Annotated in this window: 15 protein-coding genes; 6 read left to right on the forward strand and 9 right to left on the reverse strand. The window is 41.9% G+C overall.

The window, feature by feature from the left end; genetic code table 11:
- The first annotated feature begins 21 nt into the window (after nt 1–21).
- Nucleotides 22–1,386 carry a hypothetical protein gene (locus tag OA34_RS04705; RefSeq protein ID WP_039672922.1) on the forward strand — a complete coding sequence of 455 codons (1,365 nt, stop codon included), beginning with the start codon at nt 22–24 and terminating at the stop codon, nt 1,384–1,386.
- A 306-nt stretch (nt 1,387–1,692) separates the two neighbouring features.
- A complete protein-coding gene (locus tag OA34_RS04710) occupies nt 1,693–3,576 on the forward strand; it encodes a methyl-accepting chemotaxis protein (protein WP_039672924.1) in 1,884 nt (627 codons plus the stop codon).
- Nucleotides 3,577–3,591: 15 nt separating this feature from the next.
- Here the strand turns inward: OA34_RS04710 and OA34_RS04715 are convergent, their stop codons facing one another.
- A complete protein-coding gene (locus tag OA34_RS04715; protein ID WP_039672926.1) occupies nt 3,592–4,776 on the reverse strand; it encodes a methyl-accepting chemotaxis protein in 1,185 nt (394 codons plus the stop codon).
- Nucleotides 4,777–4,941: 165 nt separating this feature from the next.
- On the opposite strand from OA34_RS04715, the gene OA34_RS04720 reads away from it, so the two are divergent.
- On the forward strand, nt 4,942–5,562 hold the full coding sequence (locus tag OA34_RS04720; protein ID WP_039672928.1) for a LysE family translocator: 621 nt from the start codon (nt 4,942–4,944) through the stop codon (nt 5,560–5,562).
- An 11-nt stretch (nt 5,563–5,573) separates the two neighbouring features.
- Entirely contained in the window at nt 5,574–6,455 is an 882-nt protein-coding gene (locus OA34_RS04725; protein ID WP_039672930.1) for an EamA family transporter, read from the forward strand.
- On the opposite strand, the gene OA34_RS04730 is transcribed toward OA34_RS04725, so the two are convergent.
- Nucleotides 6,456–8,390, reverse strand: coding sequence for a sulfatase-like hydrolase/transferase (locus tag OA34_RS04730; RefSeq protein WP_039672932.1), 1,935 nt, complete (start codon nt 8,388–8,390; stop codon nt 6,456–6,458). It abuts the gene before it with no gap.
- Nucleotides 8,391–8,739: 349 nt separating this feature from the next.
- Here OA34_RS04730 and OA34_RS04735 point away from each other — a divergent pair, with 349 nt between their 5' ends.
- Together OA34_RS04735 and OA34_RS04740 are read left to right on the forward strand one after the other, a co-directional pair.
- Nucleotides 8,740–10,056 carry an ammonium transporter gene (locus tag OA34_RS04735; protein ID WP_039672933.1) on the forward strand — a complete coding sequence of 439 codons (1,317 nt, stop codon included), beginning with the start codon at nt 8,740–8,742 and terminating at the stop codon, nt 10,054–10,056.
- A 12-nt stretch (nt 10,057–10,068) separates the two neighbouring features.
- Complete coding sequence (locus OA34_RS04740; protein WP_025345241.1) at nt 10,069–10,407, forward strand: P-II family nitrogen regulator; 339 nt, start codon at nt 10,069–10,071, stop codon at nt 10,405–10,407.
- Nucleotides 10,408–10,487: 80 nt separating this feature from the next.
- Here the strand turns inward: OA34_RS04740 and OA34_RS04745 are convergent, their stop codons facing one another.
- From OA34_RS04745 to OA34_RS13525, 7 genes are all read right to left on the reverse strand, one after another.
- Complete coding sequence (locus OA34_RS04745) at nt 10,488–10,715, reverse strand: BrnA antitoxin family protein (protein ID WP_060825633.1); 228 nt, start codon at nt 10,713–10,715, stop codon at nt 10,488–10,490.
- A complete protein-coding gene (locus OA34_RS04750) occupies nt 10,702–10,986 on the reverse strand; it encodes a BrnT family toxin (RefSeq protein WP_039672935.1) in 285 nt (94 codons plus the stop codon). Before OA34_RS04750 ends, OA34_RS04745 begins: the two co-directional genes overlap by 14 nt.
- A gap of 103 nt (nt 10,987–11,089) precedes the next feature.
- Nucleotides 11,090–12,325, reverse strand: a complete 1,236-nt coding sequence (locus OA34_RS04755) for an McrC family protein (RefSeq protein WP_286682846.1) — start codon at nt 12,323–12,325, stop codon at nt 11,090–11,092.
- Nucleotides 12,322–14,202, reverse strand: coding sequence for an McrB family protein (locus OA34_RS04760; RefSeq protein ID WP_286682847.1), 1,881 nt, complete (start codon nt 14,200–14,202; stop codon nt 12,322–12,324). Before OA34_RS04760 ends, OA34_RS04755 begins: the two co-directional genes overlap by 4 nt.
- A gap of 5 nt (nt 14,203–14,207) precedes the next feature.
- Complete coding sequence (locus OA34_RS04765; RefSeq protein ID WP_286682848.1) at nt 14,208–14,966, reverse strand: hypothetical protein; 759 nt, start codon at nt 14,964–14,966, stop codon at nt 14,208–14,210.
- Nucleotides 14,918–16,666, reverse strand: coding sequence for a molybdopterin-dependent oxidoreductase (locus tag OA34_RS04770; protein WP_039672938.1), 1,749 nt, complete (start codon nt 16,664–16,666; stop codon nt 14,918–14,920). Before OA34_RS04770 ends, OA34_RS04765 begins: the two co-directional genes overlap by 49 nt.
- A 40-nt stretch (nt 16,667–16,706) precedes the next feature.
- Nucleotides 16,707–18,395, reverse strand: a complete 1,689-nt coding sequence (locus OA34_RS13525; RefSeq protein WP_286682849.1) for a bifunctional diguanylate cyclase/phosphohydrolase — start codon at nt 18,393–18,395, stop codon at nt 16,707–16,709.
- Nucleotides 18,396–18,415 lie beyond the last annotated feature (20 nt).

The raw sequence follows: 18,415 nt of genomic DNA on the forward strand, positions 1-18,415 counted from the left end.
ATAAATCAAAAAAGAGTCTTGATGCAAACACCTCGAATAATTTCAGTCAATAATTTTCCTAAAAAGTCTGTGGATAAAAATCCGTTAACAACCACCCAAGATGTATTTAAAATTATTTACCATGCTTCTTTAACTGGTGGAGTTATTTTGTGTATGTTTTATTTTACTCTTTATGCGAATGGATTACCTGCATTGGGAGATATTTCTCAACTTCTTGGACTCTTAATTGCAACATGTAGTATTGCATTTGTGATGATTGGCTGTTTTACTTTTTTGATGGTTTTTCCCAGTTCTTTGGCATTTACTTTTTCACAAAAAGCAAATCATATTAAACCTTTACAACTCTTTTTTCGCTATATAAGTATTCCTTTTTTTGCTATCTTCGTATATTATGAAATTGGACAAGAACCATTTCATAATGCACTGCTCTTAGGAGCTTTTATTGCTCTAGGAATTTGTCTTTTATGCTGTTGGAATAATGAAGAACACCTATTTTTCGGTTACTCCACTTTACTTGTTGCCGTAAGTTTGATATTATCAATTATATGTGTCAATAAAATATGGTTACTTTTAGCTTTTCTTTTTCCTCTCATCTATCAAATGCTTCATAGCAAACCCTTTTATAAACTCAATCTAGGGGAATCTGTATTTTACATGTATATTATTGGCATATATTGTATTGCAATTATGTTGGTTTATTCATTTCTCAATGTTGATATAGACGATGATAAAAAAACATATTATATTTCAGTTGCATTAGTCTATGTTACCATCCTTGTAGCCAATGTGTTGATTCTTAAACAGAACGAAACTCTACGTCAAAAAAACAAATATTTGAAAACTGCCATTCATTCTGTACTGCTTTTATTCTTTATAAGCTTTTTTCTATTTACATATATCTCTTCACTTTATAGTCGCCCAAACCCTCTCGTTGTAGCACCTTTTGCAAATTTAAAACTTGGCTACTACCCAGCAGAACTTCGTTTCAAAGAAGAGTTTATTCAAAACACAAATTTCTTCAATATGAAAGATAGGAATATCACTTCTAATGTTTTTTTCATTTTAAACAGTATTGGCGATGAGTACATTGTAAGAGAAAGATCTCCTATTTTTTTTGTTGATGATAATATATCTCTTTCAGCCATTGACTATAACAATACAATTTACTGGTACAATAAAGACCATAATAAAACTTATACATTCAAAGATTTTCACTTCCAACCAGCAGATGAAGTGAATACTTCTACGTTAAAAGACGCATCCGATAAAGATCAAACAAAAAAATATACCAATACACAAGTCTATCGCATTAAAAAAAGTGATGTCCTTTATGAGATCAATGGCAAAGGATTCGATAAACGCAATACCACTGTTTACGGGCGATGATATGTATAAAATAAAATATGTTTAGCGTGTAAAAAATATTTTTATCCCTAACTTACTGTGTCATAAGTTGTCTGACACATAGAAATAAAGTGATCTCAACAAAAAATATTATTTTTAAGAAGATGTTTATTTCCAAAATCTTTTGGAAACAGTAATATCACAACAACTTTTTAATACTTACACGCTGAAAAAGCCTACATTCTTTTAATAAAATTTTTATAATTTCAAGGTTTGACATGTAATAAAATCGTAGTCGTTTGAAGTTACAATGAACGTCGATTTTGCTTTCCAAAGGATAGGTTTTCCGTGCGATTTAAAACGAAAATTATGCTTGTCGTCTCACTGCTCATAGCCGTATGTCTCTTCTCTTTCGGACTTTTTAGCTACCAAGACACTCAAAAAAACAGTATTCGCCAGATCACGTCGAGTTTGCGCTCCACGGCTCGCTCGTTTACCGACTATATTGATCTTCTGATCGCCACGAAGCAAAACGACGTCGAAAGTGCCGCACGTTTTTTTCACGACATCGATCTCATTAGCTATCATCAAATGGTACAAAAACTTCAAGAAACGACTAAAACCATCGGTGCGCTTGACACTTACGTCGGCTTTGAAAACGGCGATATGGTTTGGGGAAGCGAAAAACAACGTCCGCAAGGTTACGACCCTCGAAAACGCCCGTGGTATCTTCATGTCAAACAGACGCAAAAAACCGCCATCAGCGATGTTTACCGCGGTGCAACCGATACACGCTTGATGGTCACCGTGATGAGCCCGATTTTTGACGATACGAAAAAATTCGTCGGCGTCATCGGTGCGGATATTTTACTCGAGAACCTCACGCATGCCCTTTCGCATATCGATTTTGAGGGCGGCTACGGCATTTTGCAAGATACCAAAGGCATTATCGCGGCACATCCAAATCCCAAACATGTAGGCGTCGCACTTGAGAGTATTGCGCCTTCGTTAAGCGCACAATTGGGAGAGCAAAAAGAGGGTATCGTCGATTATTCCTTTGAAGGAAAAGAAAAATTGTACGCTTACGCAAGGTCTGAAAAAAGCGGCTGGCGTATCGGCATCGCTTACGACAAAGCCAACTCTTATGCCTTTTTAAACGCGCAAGTCCAAAAGCTTCTGATCATCGCGACGCTTATGCTGTGCGCTTCCCTCGTCGTCATCGTGCTAACGACGCAAGCACTTTTACGCCCGTTAAGCAGGTTGGGAACGATTGCATCCGCACTCTCAAGCAACGATGCGGATTTACGCCAACGACTGGAAGTGAAAGGAAAAGACGAGTTTGCGGAGGTAACGATACATATCAATACGTTTATCGAAAAACTACACGACATCGTGACGACGTCCAAATCCATCAGCCATGAAAATGCTTCGATTTCGCAGGAACTCTCACGCACCGCACAAGCCGTCTTACACAACGTCGCCACCGAATCGTCGATTATCGCGCAAACGAAACACGACGGCGAAATCATTTCAAAAACGTTGGAAAATTCCGTCGATTTAGCGCAAGAGTCAAAAAAGAAGCTGACGCAAACGCAACACGACATTCAAGACGTCAAGCTTCATGTCGAACAACTCGAAGAGACGATGAAAACGACCGTTGAGAAAGAGTACTATTTGGCACAAAAGCTTGAAGCCGTCAGTAAAAATACCCATGAGATCAAAGACGTGCTGATTATCATCAAAGATATAGCCGATCAAACCAATCTTTTAGCCCTCAATGCCGCCATCGAAGCCGCACGTGCGGGAGAGCACGGACGCGGTTTTGCCGTCGTTGCCGATGAAGTGCGAAAGCTAGCCGAGCGTACGCAAAAAAGCCTTGTCGAAATCGACGCGACGATTAACGTCGTCGTTCAGTCGATCTTGGACGCCAACGGCGATATCGCGTCCAACACGCAAGAAGTTCACCGTTTAGCCGAAGTTTCCCAAAAGCTTCAAGGAGGTATGGGCTACATCGATACTATCATCGCCGAAACGATCGACCATACCAAAGAATCGGTCGGACGCTTTATCGACAATGCTCAAAAAGTTAAAAAGATGGTTGAAGAAATCGATAAGATCAATACGCTTTCACACGAAAACGTACAAAGTATCAAAAACGTCTCTCAGGCTTCCGAACACCTTCACGGGATGACCGAAAGCCTTAAAAACGAACTGGGGAAATTTCAAAGTTAAGCTCTCGAAAAACTTTTAATGAAAATGCGTATTTTCCGCGGTATTGAGCTCTTGCGAAACGTTGACGATAACTTGAAGCTTTTGAATAATCTCATTCATCGCTTTGCTCTCTTCTTGCGCGGCGATGCTGATGCGCTCGACTTCGGCTTGCGTCTTGATAATCTCGTCCACCGTTTTTTGCAACGCCGGAACGATCTGATCGACCACTTTTTGCACGTCCATAATAAAAACGCGAATATTATCGGTCGATTTGTTACTTTGATCGGAAAGCTTGCGCACTTCGCTCGCAACCACCGCAAAACCGCGTCCGTGATCTCCCGCACGTGCGGCTTCGATAGTAGCGTTGAGGGCTAAAAGGTTGGTTTCGCTCGCAATGTATTTGATTGCGGTGGTAATCGTACCGATTTGCTCGACCGCCGAACTCAAATCTTTTGCCATGCCGTTCGTGACTTGCACGTTTTTGACTTCGGCCGCCAATTTATCGTTGACGACGACGATCGTATTGGCGGTATCTTCGATTGATTGGGACGCACTTTGGATAATGCCCGAAATCTCCTTGGTTTGCTCTGCCAATTTGTGCGAAATATCCCGAGCCTCTTTAAGAGCTTTATCGTTATTGATCGCCGTAACGACTTGCGCTAAAGCACTGACGCTCTCCGCCGTCGCCGAACGCGGAGGACTCGGAATCACGACGACGTCAGGAAGAAGGTAGTGTTGGTATTTGCTGTAAAGTGCTTTTCCGCTTGAGACGTAACCGTCCGTTCCGATAATGTAGCGTGCCCGACTTAACGCCTCTTTCGTTTCGCTCTCCGTGCACTCTTCAAACGCAACGATTCGATACGTGACGTGGTCGAGTTTGTAGAATTTTAAAAATTTTAATAATACGTTCGCTCCGGAAGTGCTGTTATTGAAAATCACGACCTCTTCGCCCGCTTGGATACGGCTCACCGCAACGAAAAAATCGGTCGGAGGAACAAATTCGACCGCCACGACGATCTCTTTGCCGTATTTTTTAACCATTTCGTCGTAACGATTGGTAAAGCAGACCACCAAATCAAATTGTTGAACGTCGAAATTTTGATAGTTACTTAATGTAGCTTTTTGATACACCGCCGTCGTCGATAAGGTGGCATCGACCAAAGACACTAGCTCTTGCGTCGTTGCTTCATTTGCCCCGATTAAGAGAAGATTAACGCTCATATCCGTCCTTTTAACGCAAAGTATTTACCGTATCACCAACCCTAAAAATACAAGAACGCTTGATTATAAATCAACCGATGGGATATAAATAGGACGAAAATTCATCAAACGATCGATGAAAATCAGTGTATAATCGTACCCATCATCCCACTAAAAGGCTAGAGTATGTTCGAGATTCAAAACTACGTCGGTTTTATCGGTGCCATCATCGTCTTTCAATTGATTCCGGGAGCAGGAACGATCGCTATCTTAAACGCAACCGCACGCAACGGCATTTCAGCGGGGCTTGGAGCGGTTTTTGGAACCTTGCTCGGCGATTTTGTTTTTATGGTAGCCGCTTTAGCCGGACTTGCGGCAGTGATGCAACAAAATCCGTTCTTATTCGAATGCCTTCAATACTTCGGTGCTTTGTATTTGTGTTGGCTCGGCTTGGGGCTGATTCGTGCGAAAATAACGCCGGAAAAAGCACATCAAGAGCCGAAAAAATCCGCTTGGATCTATTTGAAGCAAGCCTTTTTCGTCAGCATCACCAACCCAAAAGTCATGCTCTTTTTCGTTGCGTTTTTCCCGCTTTTTCTCAAAGCAGACGCTTCACATGTCACGCTGATCGCGATGATGGTTCACGTCAGTATGATGAGTTTGATCTATCAAACGCTCTTGGTACTTTTGGGTAACGCGTTGGCTCTTCGGTTGAAAGCCTTTCCTTTTGCGCGAACGTTGGCGACCAAACTTGCCGGTTTTGCGCTCATTGCCTTTGGCGTCAAACTTGCCGTCAATAACCGTTAAGCGTTTGATTGATGCCGATTAAAGAGAGCCTTTTAGCGCTAAGCGTGGTCGTCATTTGGGGTGTGAATTTTGTGGTTATTCAAGTCGCCCTTCGCGAAATTCCTCCTTTATTGCTGACCTTCTTGCGCTTTTCGTGCGTCGCTTTTCCGTGGATATTTTTCTTTAAAAAGCCTCAAAATACTTCGTGGAAACTGCTTTTAGCGTATGCATTAAGTATGTTCGTGCTTGATTTTGCTTTTTTATTTTCGGGAATGTATGTCGGGGTCAGTTCGGGAATCGCCTCGCTGGCCCTTCAAACGCAAGTCTTTTTTACCGCGGCTTTGGCGGTTATTGTCTTTAAAGAAAAAATGACGCCCGCAAAAGTGCTAGGAGCGACTATCGCCTTTTTCGGTATCGTATTCGTCGGCTTTCATACCGGAGGCGACGTCAATCTTTTAGGGCTTTTCTTCGTCGAATGCGCCGCACTTTCCTGGGCGATCGGCAATCTCGTTTCCAAGCGCATCGGTCACGTCGATATGTTGGGACTCGTCGTTTGGGGAAGTTTTATTTCGCTTCCGTTTTTAGGAGTGTTAGCCTATTGTTTCGAATCGCATCTGTGGCATACCGAGATGTTCACGCACCTCTCGTTTAAAAGTATCGCCGCCCTTGCCTATCTTGCGTATCCGGTCACGTTTTTCGGCTTTGGGATTTGGAGTTGGTTACTGAGTCGCTATCCCGCCACGACCGTCGCGCCGTTTACGCTTTTGGTTCCCGTCGTCGGATTTACCTCTTCGGCACTTTTACTCCAAGAAGCCCTTCCCTTGTGGAAACTTTTTGCCGCCGCTTTGATCGTCACGGGACTCGTCGTCAATCTTTACGCGGATCGATGGTTCTTTTCTCGCAAGCGCGTTTGATTACTTCTCTTTAATCTGCTCCAATCGTTCTCTTCTAGGCTTTGCCAAGGGTTCGCCGGATGGGATTTCGAGCATCTTTTGTAAGGTATCTAAAGGTATCGTCGTATCGTTTTTGAGCGCATCAACGAGCATTTCGCCGCCGAGTTTTCCAAGAGCGTAACAATACTTACCTTTAACGCTTTGATTAGCATCGCTCAAAACCCCGATACGCGAGCATTGATCGATCCATAAAAAAAGATCGTTGTCTTGAAACTCTTGCAGATACTTAAAGAGCTTCATCGTTTCGAAAAATTTGATTTTGACTTCAAAGAACGGGCTGACCTCAAGGGTTTCGTTCAAACGAAGCAAGACGGGATATTTGTAGGTACTTTTTCCGATCTTAACGGCTCGCGTCGTACTCCCGAGAACAAGGTCTTCTTCAATTTTCGGAAACTCCCAAAAGCGGCTGATCTCATGCGACCATGCGCTTAAAACGGCATCGAAACTCTCGAAAGAAGCTTCCAAAGAGGGTTCGTCGCTTAAAAGGTTTCGCGAAAGTCCCAACTGCGCGTCATAGCCCAAAAACGGTAAAATCGTCGCGCCGATGTCGAGTGTCGATCCGACTTTATCGACGGTTTTAGGCTCCGTAATACGGGGATCTAAAATAACGAATTGATCGCGACGCGTCCCTTTCATCAAGTCGTCGATTGCCATATTGTGCATCGCCAAATGATCCGAACCGATGACGATCAGCGTATTTTTCCCGTACGGCGATTCTTGAATGCGCGTAATAAACCGTGCCAGCAATTCATCCGAACACGTCACCGCATTGAGCATCGAATTGCTCCCGTCTTTATAGCGTTGCGCCTCACAACTTTTCGATACGTGTCCGTAGGGATGGTGGGTATCCATCGTCGAAAGGAACATCGCAAATTTTTGTTTGGATTTGGAAAACTTTTTAAAATCGTTAAACGCAATGTCCAACAGCGTATCGTCAAACAAACCCCAAGGCGTTTGGTAACTTGGCGTTTTTAGGAGCGGTTTGAGCTCTTTATCGCCTTTTACGTCTTCAAAACGATGCGTACGATACAGTTTGTCGACGCCCGCAAATTCTAAGGGCGATCCGCTTCGATAGATCAGTTTGTACCCTTCTTTATGCAACATATCGCTTAAACACGTCGCACCCGAGTAAAACGAACTCATTTTCGACATGGAATTACCCTGAGGCGAATAGAGATTCGTGCTCGGCGTGACCAAAGGAAGACCGCACAGCACGGACGTCATTCCGGCGATCGTCCAACTTGTTCCGTGCGCTTGCTCGATTTGAGTGAAAACTAAACCTTTTTCGCGCAACAAGCGAAGCTTCGTGACCAAATTGGGGAAAATCGTTTCGTCAAAATAGGTCTCCTCGAAACTCTCCGCAAAAATGTAAACCAAATTCAGATGCTCTTCGCTCGAAGCTATCAGACTCGGCTCTCGATAATAATCGCTAAAACGGTAAACCATACTTAAAGGATTTTCCACGCCGACGCTTTTCAAAAACGTTTCGGCTAAGAACCGACTGCTCGGATGAATCGCAAATGCCAAGAAAAGTGCGAAAGCCGATACGATGCGTTTGAAACGGACATAACGTTGCGAAGACTCTTTTTGCAACGCTTTGTAATAAACGATGCACAATACCAAACTGCTCATAAACAAGACGACGCCGACACCCATGATTAAATAATAATCAGCATATCCTGAACCGTCTAGCCCGTAGCGAAGATGAAATAAAACGGCGTCGTTGATACCCTCGCCCGTAAAATAATTCGATACGATATAAAAGGTGCTCAACACTAAATAAACAAAGATCATCAGCGTCGAGAAAAAAGCATGTAGCGGTTTGTAAACCTTATGCCTTGCCGTCAACAACGAAAGAAAAAAAAGTACGATCGATAGCCCCAATAGCGTATTCATTCGGTTACATGTACCCCTTTTTTTAAAAGCGCATTATATCTTTTTCCGTTTTGTTTTAATAGCGTGCTTCAAAACCTTCGTATTCGCGTTACAATAACAACAAACTTCGGCGAAAATTGATCAGTCGCCAAGGCTAAAAGCTATGCTCGGTGTTTTTTTCACAAGAAGACTCTTTCGCGACGGAGGATGGTTTGCGTTTTTTAAGAGGTCTAGCAACGTATAGCATCATGGCGAACCGAAACCTCAGCCTCATTTTAGCTAACTGGTTAAAATTTAATCATTTTAATGCATAGATTAAAAACCGCTAAGTGATACAATTTCATCAGTTCAACACTACTAGGAGGAATCAATGAGAAGTAAACTACTTGCTCTTGCAACTATGTTGCCGTTATCAACATTGTGGGCGGCAGAAGAAGCGGCAGCCGAAGCGGCTGAAGCGGCACCGACTTTAGACGTCGGTAATACGGCATGGGTTTTAACGGCGACGGCGCTCGTTATGTTTATGACCCCTGCGGGTTTAGCACTTTTTTACGGCGGTATGGCTCGCTCTAAAAACTTGCTTAACACGATTGCAATGAGCGTTATGGGCTATATCGTCGCCTCTATCGTTTGGGTCGTTTGCGGTTATACCTTAGCTTTCGGTACGGACATCAGCGGCGTTATCGGTTTCGATAGCTTCTTTTTAAGCGGTATTAAGGTGACGGACCTTTGGGCAACCGGAAATATCCCCGTACTTCTTTTTGCGGCCTTCCAAATGACGTTTGCGGGCATTACCGTAGCGCTTGCCAGCGGTGCGGTCATCGAGCGACTTAAGTTTTCGACATGGATCGTTTTTGCGGCACTTTGGATTATTGCATGCTACGCACCGATTGCACACTGGGTATGGGGCGGCGGTTTCTTGTCGGCTGACGGTGTTTTAGACTTTGCCGGCGGTACGGTTGTTCATATCAATGCGGGTGTTGCGGGTCTTGTTATGGCTTTAATGCTCGGCAAACGAAGCGACTACGGTAAAGCGATGTTCCCTTCATCCGTAACGCTAACGGTTTTGGGTGCAAGTATGCTATGGTTCGGTTGGTTCGGATTTAACGCCGGTAGCGAGCTTGGAGCGGACGGTATCGCGGCAAGTGCTTTCTTGGTCACCAACACGGCGGCGGCGGTTGCGGCATTTTCATGGATGCTTGTTGAATACGTTACGTATAAAAAATTCACGCTTTTGGGTATCGCTTCGGGTATCGTAGCAGGTCTTGTCGCCATTACGCCGGCGGCAGGTTTTGTCGATACGGCAGGTGCATTAGTGATCGGCGTCGTTGCGGGTATCGTAGCGTTTTACGGTGTTAACGGACTTAAAAAAGCTCTTAAATACGACGATTCGCTCGATGCATTCGGTATCCACGGTGTTGCGGGTATCTGGGGTGCGATTGCGACCGGTATTTTTGCAAACCCTGAAGTCAACGAACTAGGAACAGGTTTACTTTACGGTAATGCAGGTCAAGTGCTCGTACAAGTCGAAGGCGTTGTCGTCACTATCATCTATACGGCGATCGTAACGGCAGTAGTCTTTAAAATCGCTTCGATCCTCACGGGCGGTGCAAGAGTCAGTGCCGAAGCCGAATCTCAAGGTTTAGATGAAGTCGAACACGGCGAAAAAGCTTTTAACTTAAGATAAGAAGGACTGAAGATGAAAAAAATAGAATCTATTATTAAACCTTTCAAACTCGAAGACGTCAAAGATGCGCTAGCAGAACTTGATATTACGGGTATGACGGTCAGTGAAGTCAAAGGTTATGGACGCCAACAAGGTCACTCGGAACTCTACAGAGGTGCCGAGTACGTCGTCGATTTTTTACCGAAAATCAAGATTGAAGTCGTCGTCGTAGACGAGCTGGTCGATAAAGTCATCGACGTCATCGTAAAAAGTGCCCGTACGGGTAAAATCGGCGACGGAAAGATTTTTGTTTCCAACGTCGAAAAAAGCGTTCGCATTAGAACCGGCGAACTCGATAACGAAGCGGTATAATCTTAATGAGGTGGGGCTTCCCCTCCCCACCTTCTTTTCTGAATATCTCCCCGATCCATGCAAAAAGTTTATAGCAAAACCTATAAAGAGCCTATCTCTTTCCGTAAAAACGCATTAATCAATGACTGATACGAAACCTTTTGCTCACTCGCTTTTTTCTTAAAGTATAAAATGATGTCATTATCAAGTCTGAGTGTCGTTGGGATTTTTTTAGGCTCATAAAATCGCCCTCGTACACCGCCTTCAAAATCATACGACTCTTCAAGCTCATAGCTATCGTAGTGTTCTCTTTCTTTAATGGTTTTCATAAAATTCCTTTTCGGTTTTATTGGCATGTCTTGCACTGATGATGCGCACTATCTCTTCGCCAAATTCATCAAAAAACATATTGGCAACGACTAAAATTTTCTCTTTTGTCGTTGCACCAAGGGTTATCCAACGCTCTTCACAATAATCAAACCTTGCGTCACACTTTGAGATATGAAACGGGTCATCAAACACTTCTCTGGCTTCTTCAAAGCTCACGCCGTGCTTTTGAAGATTTGAAGCACTTTTTTCTTGACTCCATTCAAATTTCACATGTTTCCTTTATGAATAGTGTAAAAAGTATAACGCTTTTGTATGTACATTGTCAATAAACTTAAAATTTTTCTCTAAGAAGTTAAAAGTTTACCCCTATACTCTATCTATTTAACAACTCAAAAAGCCTATAGGGTGTGTCGTGTTCAACAAAACACCTCTCATTGACAGTGACATCAAAAAAGAGTACTTTCAAGTTCAGTTTTTTTTCTTTTTCATATTCATAGGCTAGTGCTGGTTGCATCTCTCCATCTTTGGGATAGATAAGATACAATTCTTCATTATTGTACTTTTTACCATACGCAAAAAGCTGATACATATCGCTTTGGCTTATATCTTTTTCTTCTTTTATGATTTTCCATTTGGTATCGGCGATAATGATTTTATCTTCTTTGGTTATAACGATATCGGGCTTGAGCGCAAATTTTCTAGGCTCTTCAACCAGATGTTTCCCCTTGTCTTGCAAGCTTACATGTAAACCTTTTTTCTTCAAGTATGCTCCCACATAACTCTCAAAAAGAAGATTCATGTCAAACAAAAGTGCAAAAGCGATATCATCACCTTTATACGGGCTAAATGCGTTTTCTAACAAGAAGGTTTTACACCATAAAAGGATATGTTCATACTCTTTCATCTGGCGATTTGGCTTTACATGTAAGAAATCATTTTTAACATCTTTGCAGAGTGAAATTTCATCAAAAACAAATAAAAACTCTCGTATGCGTTGTTGGTTTTTAGTAGCATGTGATTTTTTATAAAGATAGTGAAGGGTGGTTTTTATCAGCCTATTTTCGGCTCTATCGCTTAGAAATTCTTGATATTCCACATAAAAACGCTCTTTATGAATGCTATTTTTCTTTATCTGCTCACCTACTTTGAGTTTGCCTTTCAAAAATGCTAGATTTTCTTCTTTGGTGATGTAATCACTTTTAATACCTTTACGAACAAGAACGGCAAGTTCTTCTAAAAACATCGTGATGAAGATTTCTAAAAGTGGCATTTTTGTGCTTTTAAGATGTGCGGTATTGATGTTTTTAAAGGGAGATTTTTTAAGTGTTTTCAGCATTTTGATTAAAATCTCTTTGGCTTTATCTTCTTCAACATTTTGAATTTTTGGGAGTATTTCTATCGTCGTGCCATCTTTGGTTTGGATGAGTCCGACGTAGTTTTGGGCTTGCAGGACTTTTCCAAGCCCTTTTTTGGTGGTTATTTTAAGATACTGCGCGCGCTCTTCGTTGTCTAAGATAAACTTTTCAATGGCTAAAAATGTCTCTTCTTTGATAAAATGAGGTTTTGCTTCATCTTTGTACTGAAGAGACTCAAACTCTTTTAGTATCATTTTTGAAATTCACTAAAGTCAAATCTATCTTTAATGGTATAAATTGCTTGTTCTTCTTCGATATAGTCGTCATTTTTGTACGTAAAAATATCAGATTTTATTTCACTTTTTTCTATAAATCCTTCACCTAAAACCATCACTATCTTTTCCCAATCATCGTAAAAATACTCTTGTAACAATGGAATGATTTTATTTCTAAAAATATTATCAAGCTCTGCTTTTTTATCCGTAATTTTTTCATCTTTTAAACTCATAAAATACGCATGTCCGATGGTATGGTCACGGTCATAAAGATACTCAATGCGCTTGTTTATCGTCTCAAGCATAGGCTTTACATGTTGTAAACCCTCAATCTTAAAATCCAGCACCTCAGGTCGAGGCATCATCTCCGTAAAATCAAATCGTCTTCTTAGTGCCGTATCCATCAAAGCGATGCTTCTATCGGCTGTGTTCATCGTGCCGATGATGTAAAGATTTGAAGGTACGCCAAAAAGCTCATTGGAGTATGGAAGTCTTACATGTAAAGATTCTGACGCACCTATGCGTTTACTTGGCTCAATAAGCGTGATAAGCTCCCCAAAGATTTTAGAGATATTGCCACGATTGATTTCATCGATGATTATAATCTTGTGTATAAATTTATCAATTAATTTATAAAGGCTTACGTATGCACTTTCGTCTTCCAATTTTTCAAAGTAAGGTTCTTTGAGTTTTTTATCAAATTTAAAATTTAAATCATCCGAAAGTAAATCTACCTTTACTTTTTTATCATCACCACATTTTGATTTTGCAACAAAAATCTTACTTATAATGTGCTCATCAAGAATATGTACAAAAATAAAATCTCCTATATCAACAATGTTATTACTTTCTTCTAATTGAATATAAGATTTAAAGTTTATCCTATTTATTTGACTTCTATTGTACTGCCTAATAAAGATATTCTTATTGATAAGCCGATTAATAAGTTTTTTAAAAATACCATCTACGACGGTATAAATCATCTCTTTACCTTCTTCATTCCCCTCTTTTCCAGCAGGTATAGCTTTTATCCCCTCCACAAACTCTTCATAACCATAGCTTTGATGAAAGGTGACAAATTCGATTTGCCCTGCTTGTTTATACGCTTCAAACTTTGCTTTTAAAGTCTCTCTGTCTTCAGTCTCTTCGACCACTCTATTTTCAATAATTTCAATCGCTTTGTTAATCGTATGATACGTTTTGCCAGTACCTGGAGGACCGTAGAGGATTTGATTTAGAGGCTGAGTTTGTTTGAGATTATAATTTTCTATTTTTGATTTTTCTTTCATGGTGTCTTGCCTATCTATGAGATTAAATATATAATTAATGACGCTTGGCTCGTAAGATTTATATGTATAGTATTCATTTTCATATAAAATTCTTAAAATTTTGTCTTTAGCAATGGGATTACAGACTTTTCCATCACCATCGCTTCCTCTAGCGCACAACGATTGAGAATTGGTTTCAAGACTAAACAATGAATTATCTTGGGTTTTTAATTTTAGTGTTCCATGTTCTCGGATATCGTTAAAAATTGCATCATATTTGTGTGCAATTTCTTCTTTTGTGAGTGGATATTCTTTTTTTAAAAAACTAACATACTTTTTTGCTGCGGATTTAAAATCACTGTACAAATCCCTATGAAGGTTTTCAAGGCTAATTTGATGTTCAAATTCAGCTTTTAGATACTTGTTATCTTTCTTTTCAGCTTCAACAAAATCTTCAATAGTGTTTTTTGAAATTTTATTTAAAACTTTTATGCCTTGTTCTAAATATCGTTTATATTGACCTCTTGATTTTAGAAAATTAATATTTTTACAATACCTTTCAAAACCTTCTAAATCTATCTCGCTCATCACCTCTACTCCTCGTTTTCTAACACATTAACTTTCTTCTCTTCTTGCATCCGATAGGTCATCACCAGATTAAAACAAAGCTCACTAAGCATCATCAAATCCCACATCGAAAGAATCTCTAAAAACGGCATTCCTTCTTCAAGACTTTCAAAATCGATCTGACATGTAAAGGTATAAGCGTCGTTGGGAGCACCGAGTTCGGGAAGGCGCAAAGCGTATTGAAACGCAAAGGCGATATTCGGATTGCGTCCCATACGTCGAATGCGTTTTAGCGTCCCGTCGTAATCTTTTTCGCTGAGGCGAATCTCCGAATGGATATTGTGCGAAAGTACGTTGCGCACGAAAGAGAGAATATCGACAAAATTCTCGTATTGCTCGCCGCACAGGCGTTGCATAAAGACTTTAAACGGACTTTCAAACCGCAAGCTCTCGACCATCGCCATACAAATACCCCGAAACGCATTGAACTCGACAAAATATTCAAACAACGAAATCGCTTCGTTTTGCGTCTCTCTTGCATTGACTAAAAGTTCGTGAATCAATTCGGCGTTAAAATAGTACGCTTGATCGTTGTCGTATTTTTTGACGACAAATAGACTTCGATCGCTTAAATCTTCCGTTTTGGTCAATTTACCGAGAAATTCGCCCATATGCAAAAAATAAAAATTTTGCTCGACGAGTAACAAAGCATCGTCCAACAAAACGTCCGTATCGCTCACGAGAGTCGCTCCAAATGCACTTTCATATCCTGAAAAACCGCACATTGTCCCTCTTGACTCGTTGCGTAAGGCGTTAACATGTTCGCGTTTTTCGCACCGCTGTAGAGCAACAAACAATCGTCTCGAAGCTTAGAACTGGGCATCACGGAGTAAATACAAGAGCCGTAACGATTCGAAAGCCTGACGCGTTCTTCTTGTTTAAGCCCCAAACTTTGCGGTACGTACAAATAATCGTCGGTTACAAATTGTGAATTGAGCGATCGGTTTTGCTTCGCGGCGATCAGAAAAAATCCCCCCTCTTCCAAAACCTCTCCCTCATCAAAAGAGTCCATAAATTCAAAACGACCGGTAGGCGTGTAAAAACGCTCTTCGTAGGGTAGCGTTTCATACGTTTTCGACATCAAAAAGCCCTCTTTTTCAACACTGTTCGTTGCGATCATACGCTCTAATATGACCGTATCTTCTTCCAAAGGCGCGTGTTTAAACGTTTTTAAGAGCCGCTGCGTCAATGCGTATTCGCTGATCGCGAAGGTTGCCTCTTCAAGTTTAGGCATACGTCCGATAAACGGGTGTCCGTAGCTGAGTTTGAGGTCGTTTTTTTCCAAAAACGATTGGGCGGGAATCACTAAATGCGCTTTCGCAGACGTCTCGTTTTCGTGAAGCCCGAAATAAACGACGCACTTTGCCTTGGAGAGTCCTTCTTGAACTTTGGAAGAACAGGGCATTTGGCTCAACGGATTGCCGCCTTGAATAAACACCAAATCGTAATCGCCGAAATTGACGGTCGGTAGCGTTACTTTCGTAGCATCAATTTTAAAAGGCGAGCTAAACCCAAAACCGCTGTCGCTAATATACCCTACGCCGCACCCTTCTTTTCCAAAAAGCCCCAACATCGCCGCGAAAGCGTCGATTGAGCGCAAAACGCTGTGTCCGAAACGGTATTTTTGCACGCCGATGCCGACCAAAACGGAAGTTTTTTTCCCAGCGATCAAGGAGAGCAACGCGCTTGCTTCTTCAAGACTTACTCCCGATTTTTCTACAAGATACGGTAGTGAGAATTTTTCGATCAGAGCTGAAAAAGCCGTGTAATGTAAACAACGCGACTCTAAAAAGGAGCGATCTTCCATGCCTTTCGTTGCGATTAAACGGCATAGAAGCAGTGCCAAATACAGATCGCTTTTCGGACGAATCGGAATAAACATATCCGCGCGTTCGGCAAGATCTATTTTAACGGGATTGATGACGATAAGGGTTTTCCCTTTTAAGGCGGGTAACATGTGAGAATTGGTCACGCTCGGGTTTCGTCCCCATACGATGACAACTTCGGACTTTTTAACATGTAAGGGAGAAAGCGAAAGATCCGCCCCTCTTCCTTGTACGATTCCGCTCGCTCCCGCTTCTTCGCACAACGAACCGGAGGCAAATACGGCTCCGTGTCGGGCAAAAAACATTTTCGTGACGCTTTGCATCACGCCTAAATTGCCGCTTCCTTTAAAATAAAGCGTGCGTGAAGGCAGATACGTTCGAAGCTGTGTTTCCAAAATTTCGCATGCCCGCTCTAATGAGACGGTTTGCCCCAGGTAGCGAGCCTCTTCGATGCGATCAAATTGATGGTAATGGTTGAGATGGTGGCAAAGATAGCCTTGCGTAATCGGGTGGGCTTTATTGCCCTTAAGCACGCGGTTCTCGTTAACGACGATGCTACACCCGTCGAAGCAATCCAAAGGACAGGTCGTAAGACGCATTTGATCCCCTTTAACGATGAAAAATGGCGTTAATTATACCCTAATTCTCCAAACGCAAAAGTTTATCTTCCAAGATTTCCAAGCTTAAAGGCTCATTCACGTCAATATCCAGATGTTGGTATTCCATGCTTAAAGCGTACTCTTCCAACATGGCGTCTAACGCTTCGTAGCGCATATGCGTATGCTCTTGCGTATGGATTACCAAAAAATTGTCGCTGTAGGCTCGAACGATCATCGCTTCGGGATAAATTTCATGGATACACTGCGCGATACGCCTTAAAAAAAGATCGCCTTTTTTCCAACCGTAACGTTTATTGTACTCGGCAAAATGCGTACAGTTGAGATGGTCGATGCATAACAATTTCATGGAACAGTCCCCTGCGTGCGCGAAGAGAAATTTGAGGTAATTGATATTGTAAAAACCGGTCAGTTGATCGCGGAAGTAGTATGAAAAGCGCATCTCTTCCAATAAATCTTTAGGCATTTGCGTCGTATTTTCAGGCAATTTTACGTTTTTAAACACTTTTTTGGCAGCGGCAACGATGGAAGGGTTGAATTGTTTGCCGCTCTCTTCTTCCAAAAGAAAAAGTGCCTCTTCGCGACGTAAGCATTTACGATACGCTCGATTCGTCGTCATTGCGTCAAAGGCATCCGCTACGGTAATGATTTGCGAGAAAATCGGAATTTGCTCCCCTTTCAATCCGCTCGGATACCCTCGTCCGTCGTAACGTTCGTGATGGTGCAAAACGATGGTTGCCAATGCGCTAAAAGGTTCACGCGACAACAATTCGTAGCTGGCGGTCGAATGGCGTTGAATCAGTGAATATTCCATCGAAGAGAGCGTATCGGGTTTGAGGAGGATCGAGTCTGGAATCTCGATCTTTCCGATGTCGTGCAACATTCCCGCTTTATAGATAAAATCGGCTTCATCGTGGGAGTAGCCGAGCTCAAGCGTGAGAAGCTTGGCATACTCGGCAACCCTTTGGCTGTGACCGGCGGTATAACTGTCGCGTTTCTCGACCATATCGATAAGCGCGTACATGCTCTCTTCGTAGAGTTTCGTTTTTTCGTTCAAATAATTGCGTCCTTTGGCGTGAATCCACCAAATCGCAAAGAGTCCTAAGCACCACGTTCCCAAATACATACCGATTAAAAAATAGTAACTTTGCGCATTAGCTTCCCGAAACGTGGGAACTTGCATCGAAATCGTCGTAAAACCCAACAACGCACCGATCTTCTCGTCGTCGTGAACGTGGCAGGAGATGCACGAGTGGTTTGCCAACATCGGTACGGCGTAAAAAAGGTATTTGCGTTCGTTTTTGTAAAAAATATTGTACGTATCTTGTTTCGTCTCTTTGACGCTTAAAAGCGATTGTTTAACGCTAGCAGGAACGTTCATCGCATGAATATCTTTGTAAATCGAGTTAATGGAAAGATCCATATCGCTATGGCGTGCCAAAACGGCCAGAAGGTCGCGTAGGGAAAAATTATTGCGAATGCTGTACTTTTGCTCGTCGCTTAACGCTTTGGCTTTTTGTTCATACGCCCAATACACAAAAGCGATCGACTGCTCGGCAACGCCTTTTATTTTTTCCAGAGAGCTTTGCTCGATATGCTTCTCTTCGTTGATAAATTGGTATACGACAAAAAGAGAGGTTAAAAACGTCCAGCAAATCGTCAGCAAAATAGCGATTTGTTTAAAATATTTAATTTTCTTGCTTAAGGACATCTTTTTTTGTCATCTTTTTT

Origin of the sequence: Sulfurospirillum sp. MES, assembly GCF_000789415.1 — a bacterium.
GTDB lineage: Bacteria > Campylobacterota > Campylobacteria > Campylobacterales > Sulfurospirillaceae > Sulfurospirillum > Sulfurospirillum cavolei.

Coding starts and splice junctions, on each gene's coding strand:
- OA34_RS04720 (WP_039672928.1), top strand. CDS start 4,942: ATGTTCGAGATTCAAAACTACGTCGGTTTTATCGGTGCCATCATCGTC.
- OA34_RS04745 (WP_060825633.1), bottom strand. CDS start 10,715: ATGAAAACCATTAAAGAAAGAGAACACTACGATAGCTATGAGCTTGAA.
- OA34_RS04715 (WP_039672926.1), bottom strand. CDS start 4,776: ATGAGCGTTAATCTTCTCTTAATCGGGGCAAATGAAGCAACGACGCAA.
- OA34_RS04770 (WP_039672938.1), bottom strand. CDS start 16,666: ATGCGTCTTACGACCTGTCCTTTGGATTGCTTCGACGGGTGTAGCATC.
- OA34_RS04740 (WP_025345241.1), top strand. CDS start 10,069: ATGAAAAAAATAGAATCTATTATTAAACCTTTCAAACTCGAAGACGTC.
- OA34_RS04725 (WP_039672930.1), top strand. CDS start 5,574: ATGCCGATTAAAGAGAGCCTTTTAGCGCTAAGCGTGGTCGTCATTTGG.
- OA34_RS04735 (WP_039672933.1), top strand. CDS start 8,740: ATGAGAAGTAAACTACTTGCTCTTGCAACTATGTTGCCGTTATCAACA.
- OA34_RS04755 (WP_286682846.1), bottom strand. CDS start 12,325: ATGATACTAAAAGAGTTTGAGTCTCTTCAGTACAAAGATGAAGCAAAA.
- OA34_RS04730 (WP_039672932.1), bottom strand. CDS start 8,390: ATGAATACGCTATTGGGGCTATCGATCGTACTTTTTTTTCTTTCGTTG.
- OA34_RS04760 (WP_286682847.1), bottom strand. CDS start 14,202: ATGAGCGAGATAGATTTAGAAGGTTTTGAAAGGTATTGTAAAAATATT.
- OA34_RS13525 (WP_286682849.1), bottom strand. CDS start 18,395: ATGTCCTTAAGCAAGAAAATTAAATATTTTAAACAAATCGCTATTTTG.
- OA34_RS04705 (WP_039672922.1), top strand. CDS start 22: ATGCAAACACCTCGAATAATTTCAGTCAATAATTTTCCTAAAAAGTCT.
- OA34_RS04765 (WP_286682848.1), bottom strand. CDS start 14,966: ATGTGCGGTTTTTCAGGATATGAAAGTGCATTTGGAGCGACTCTCGTG.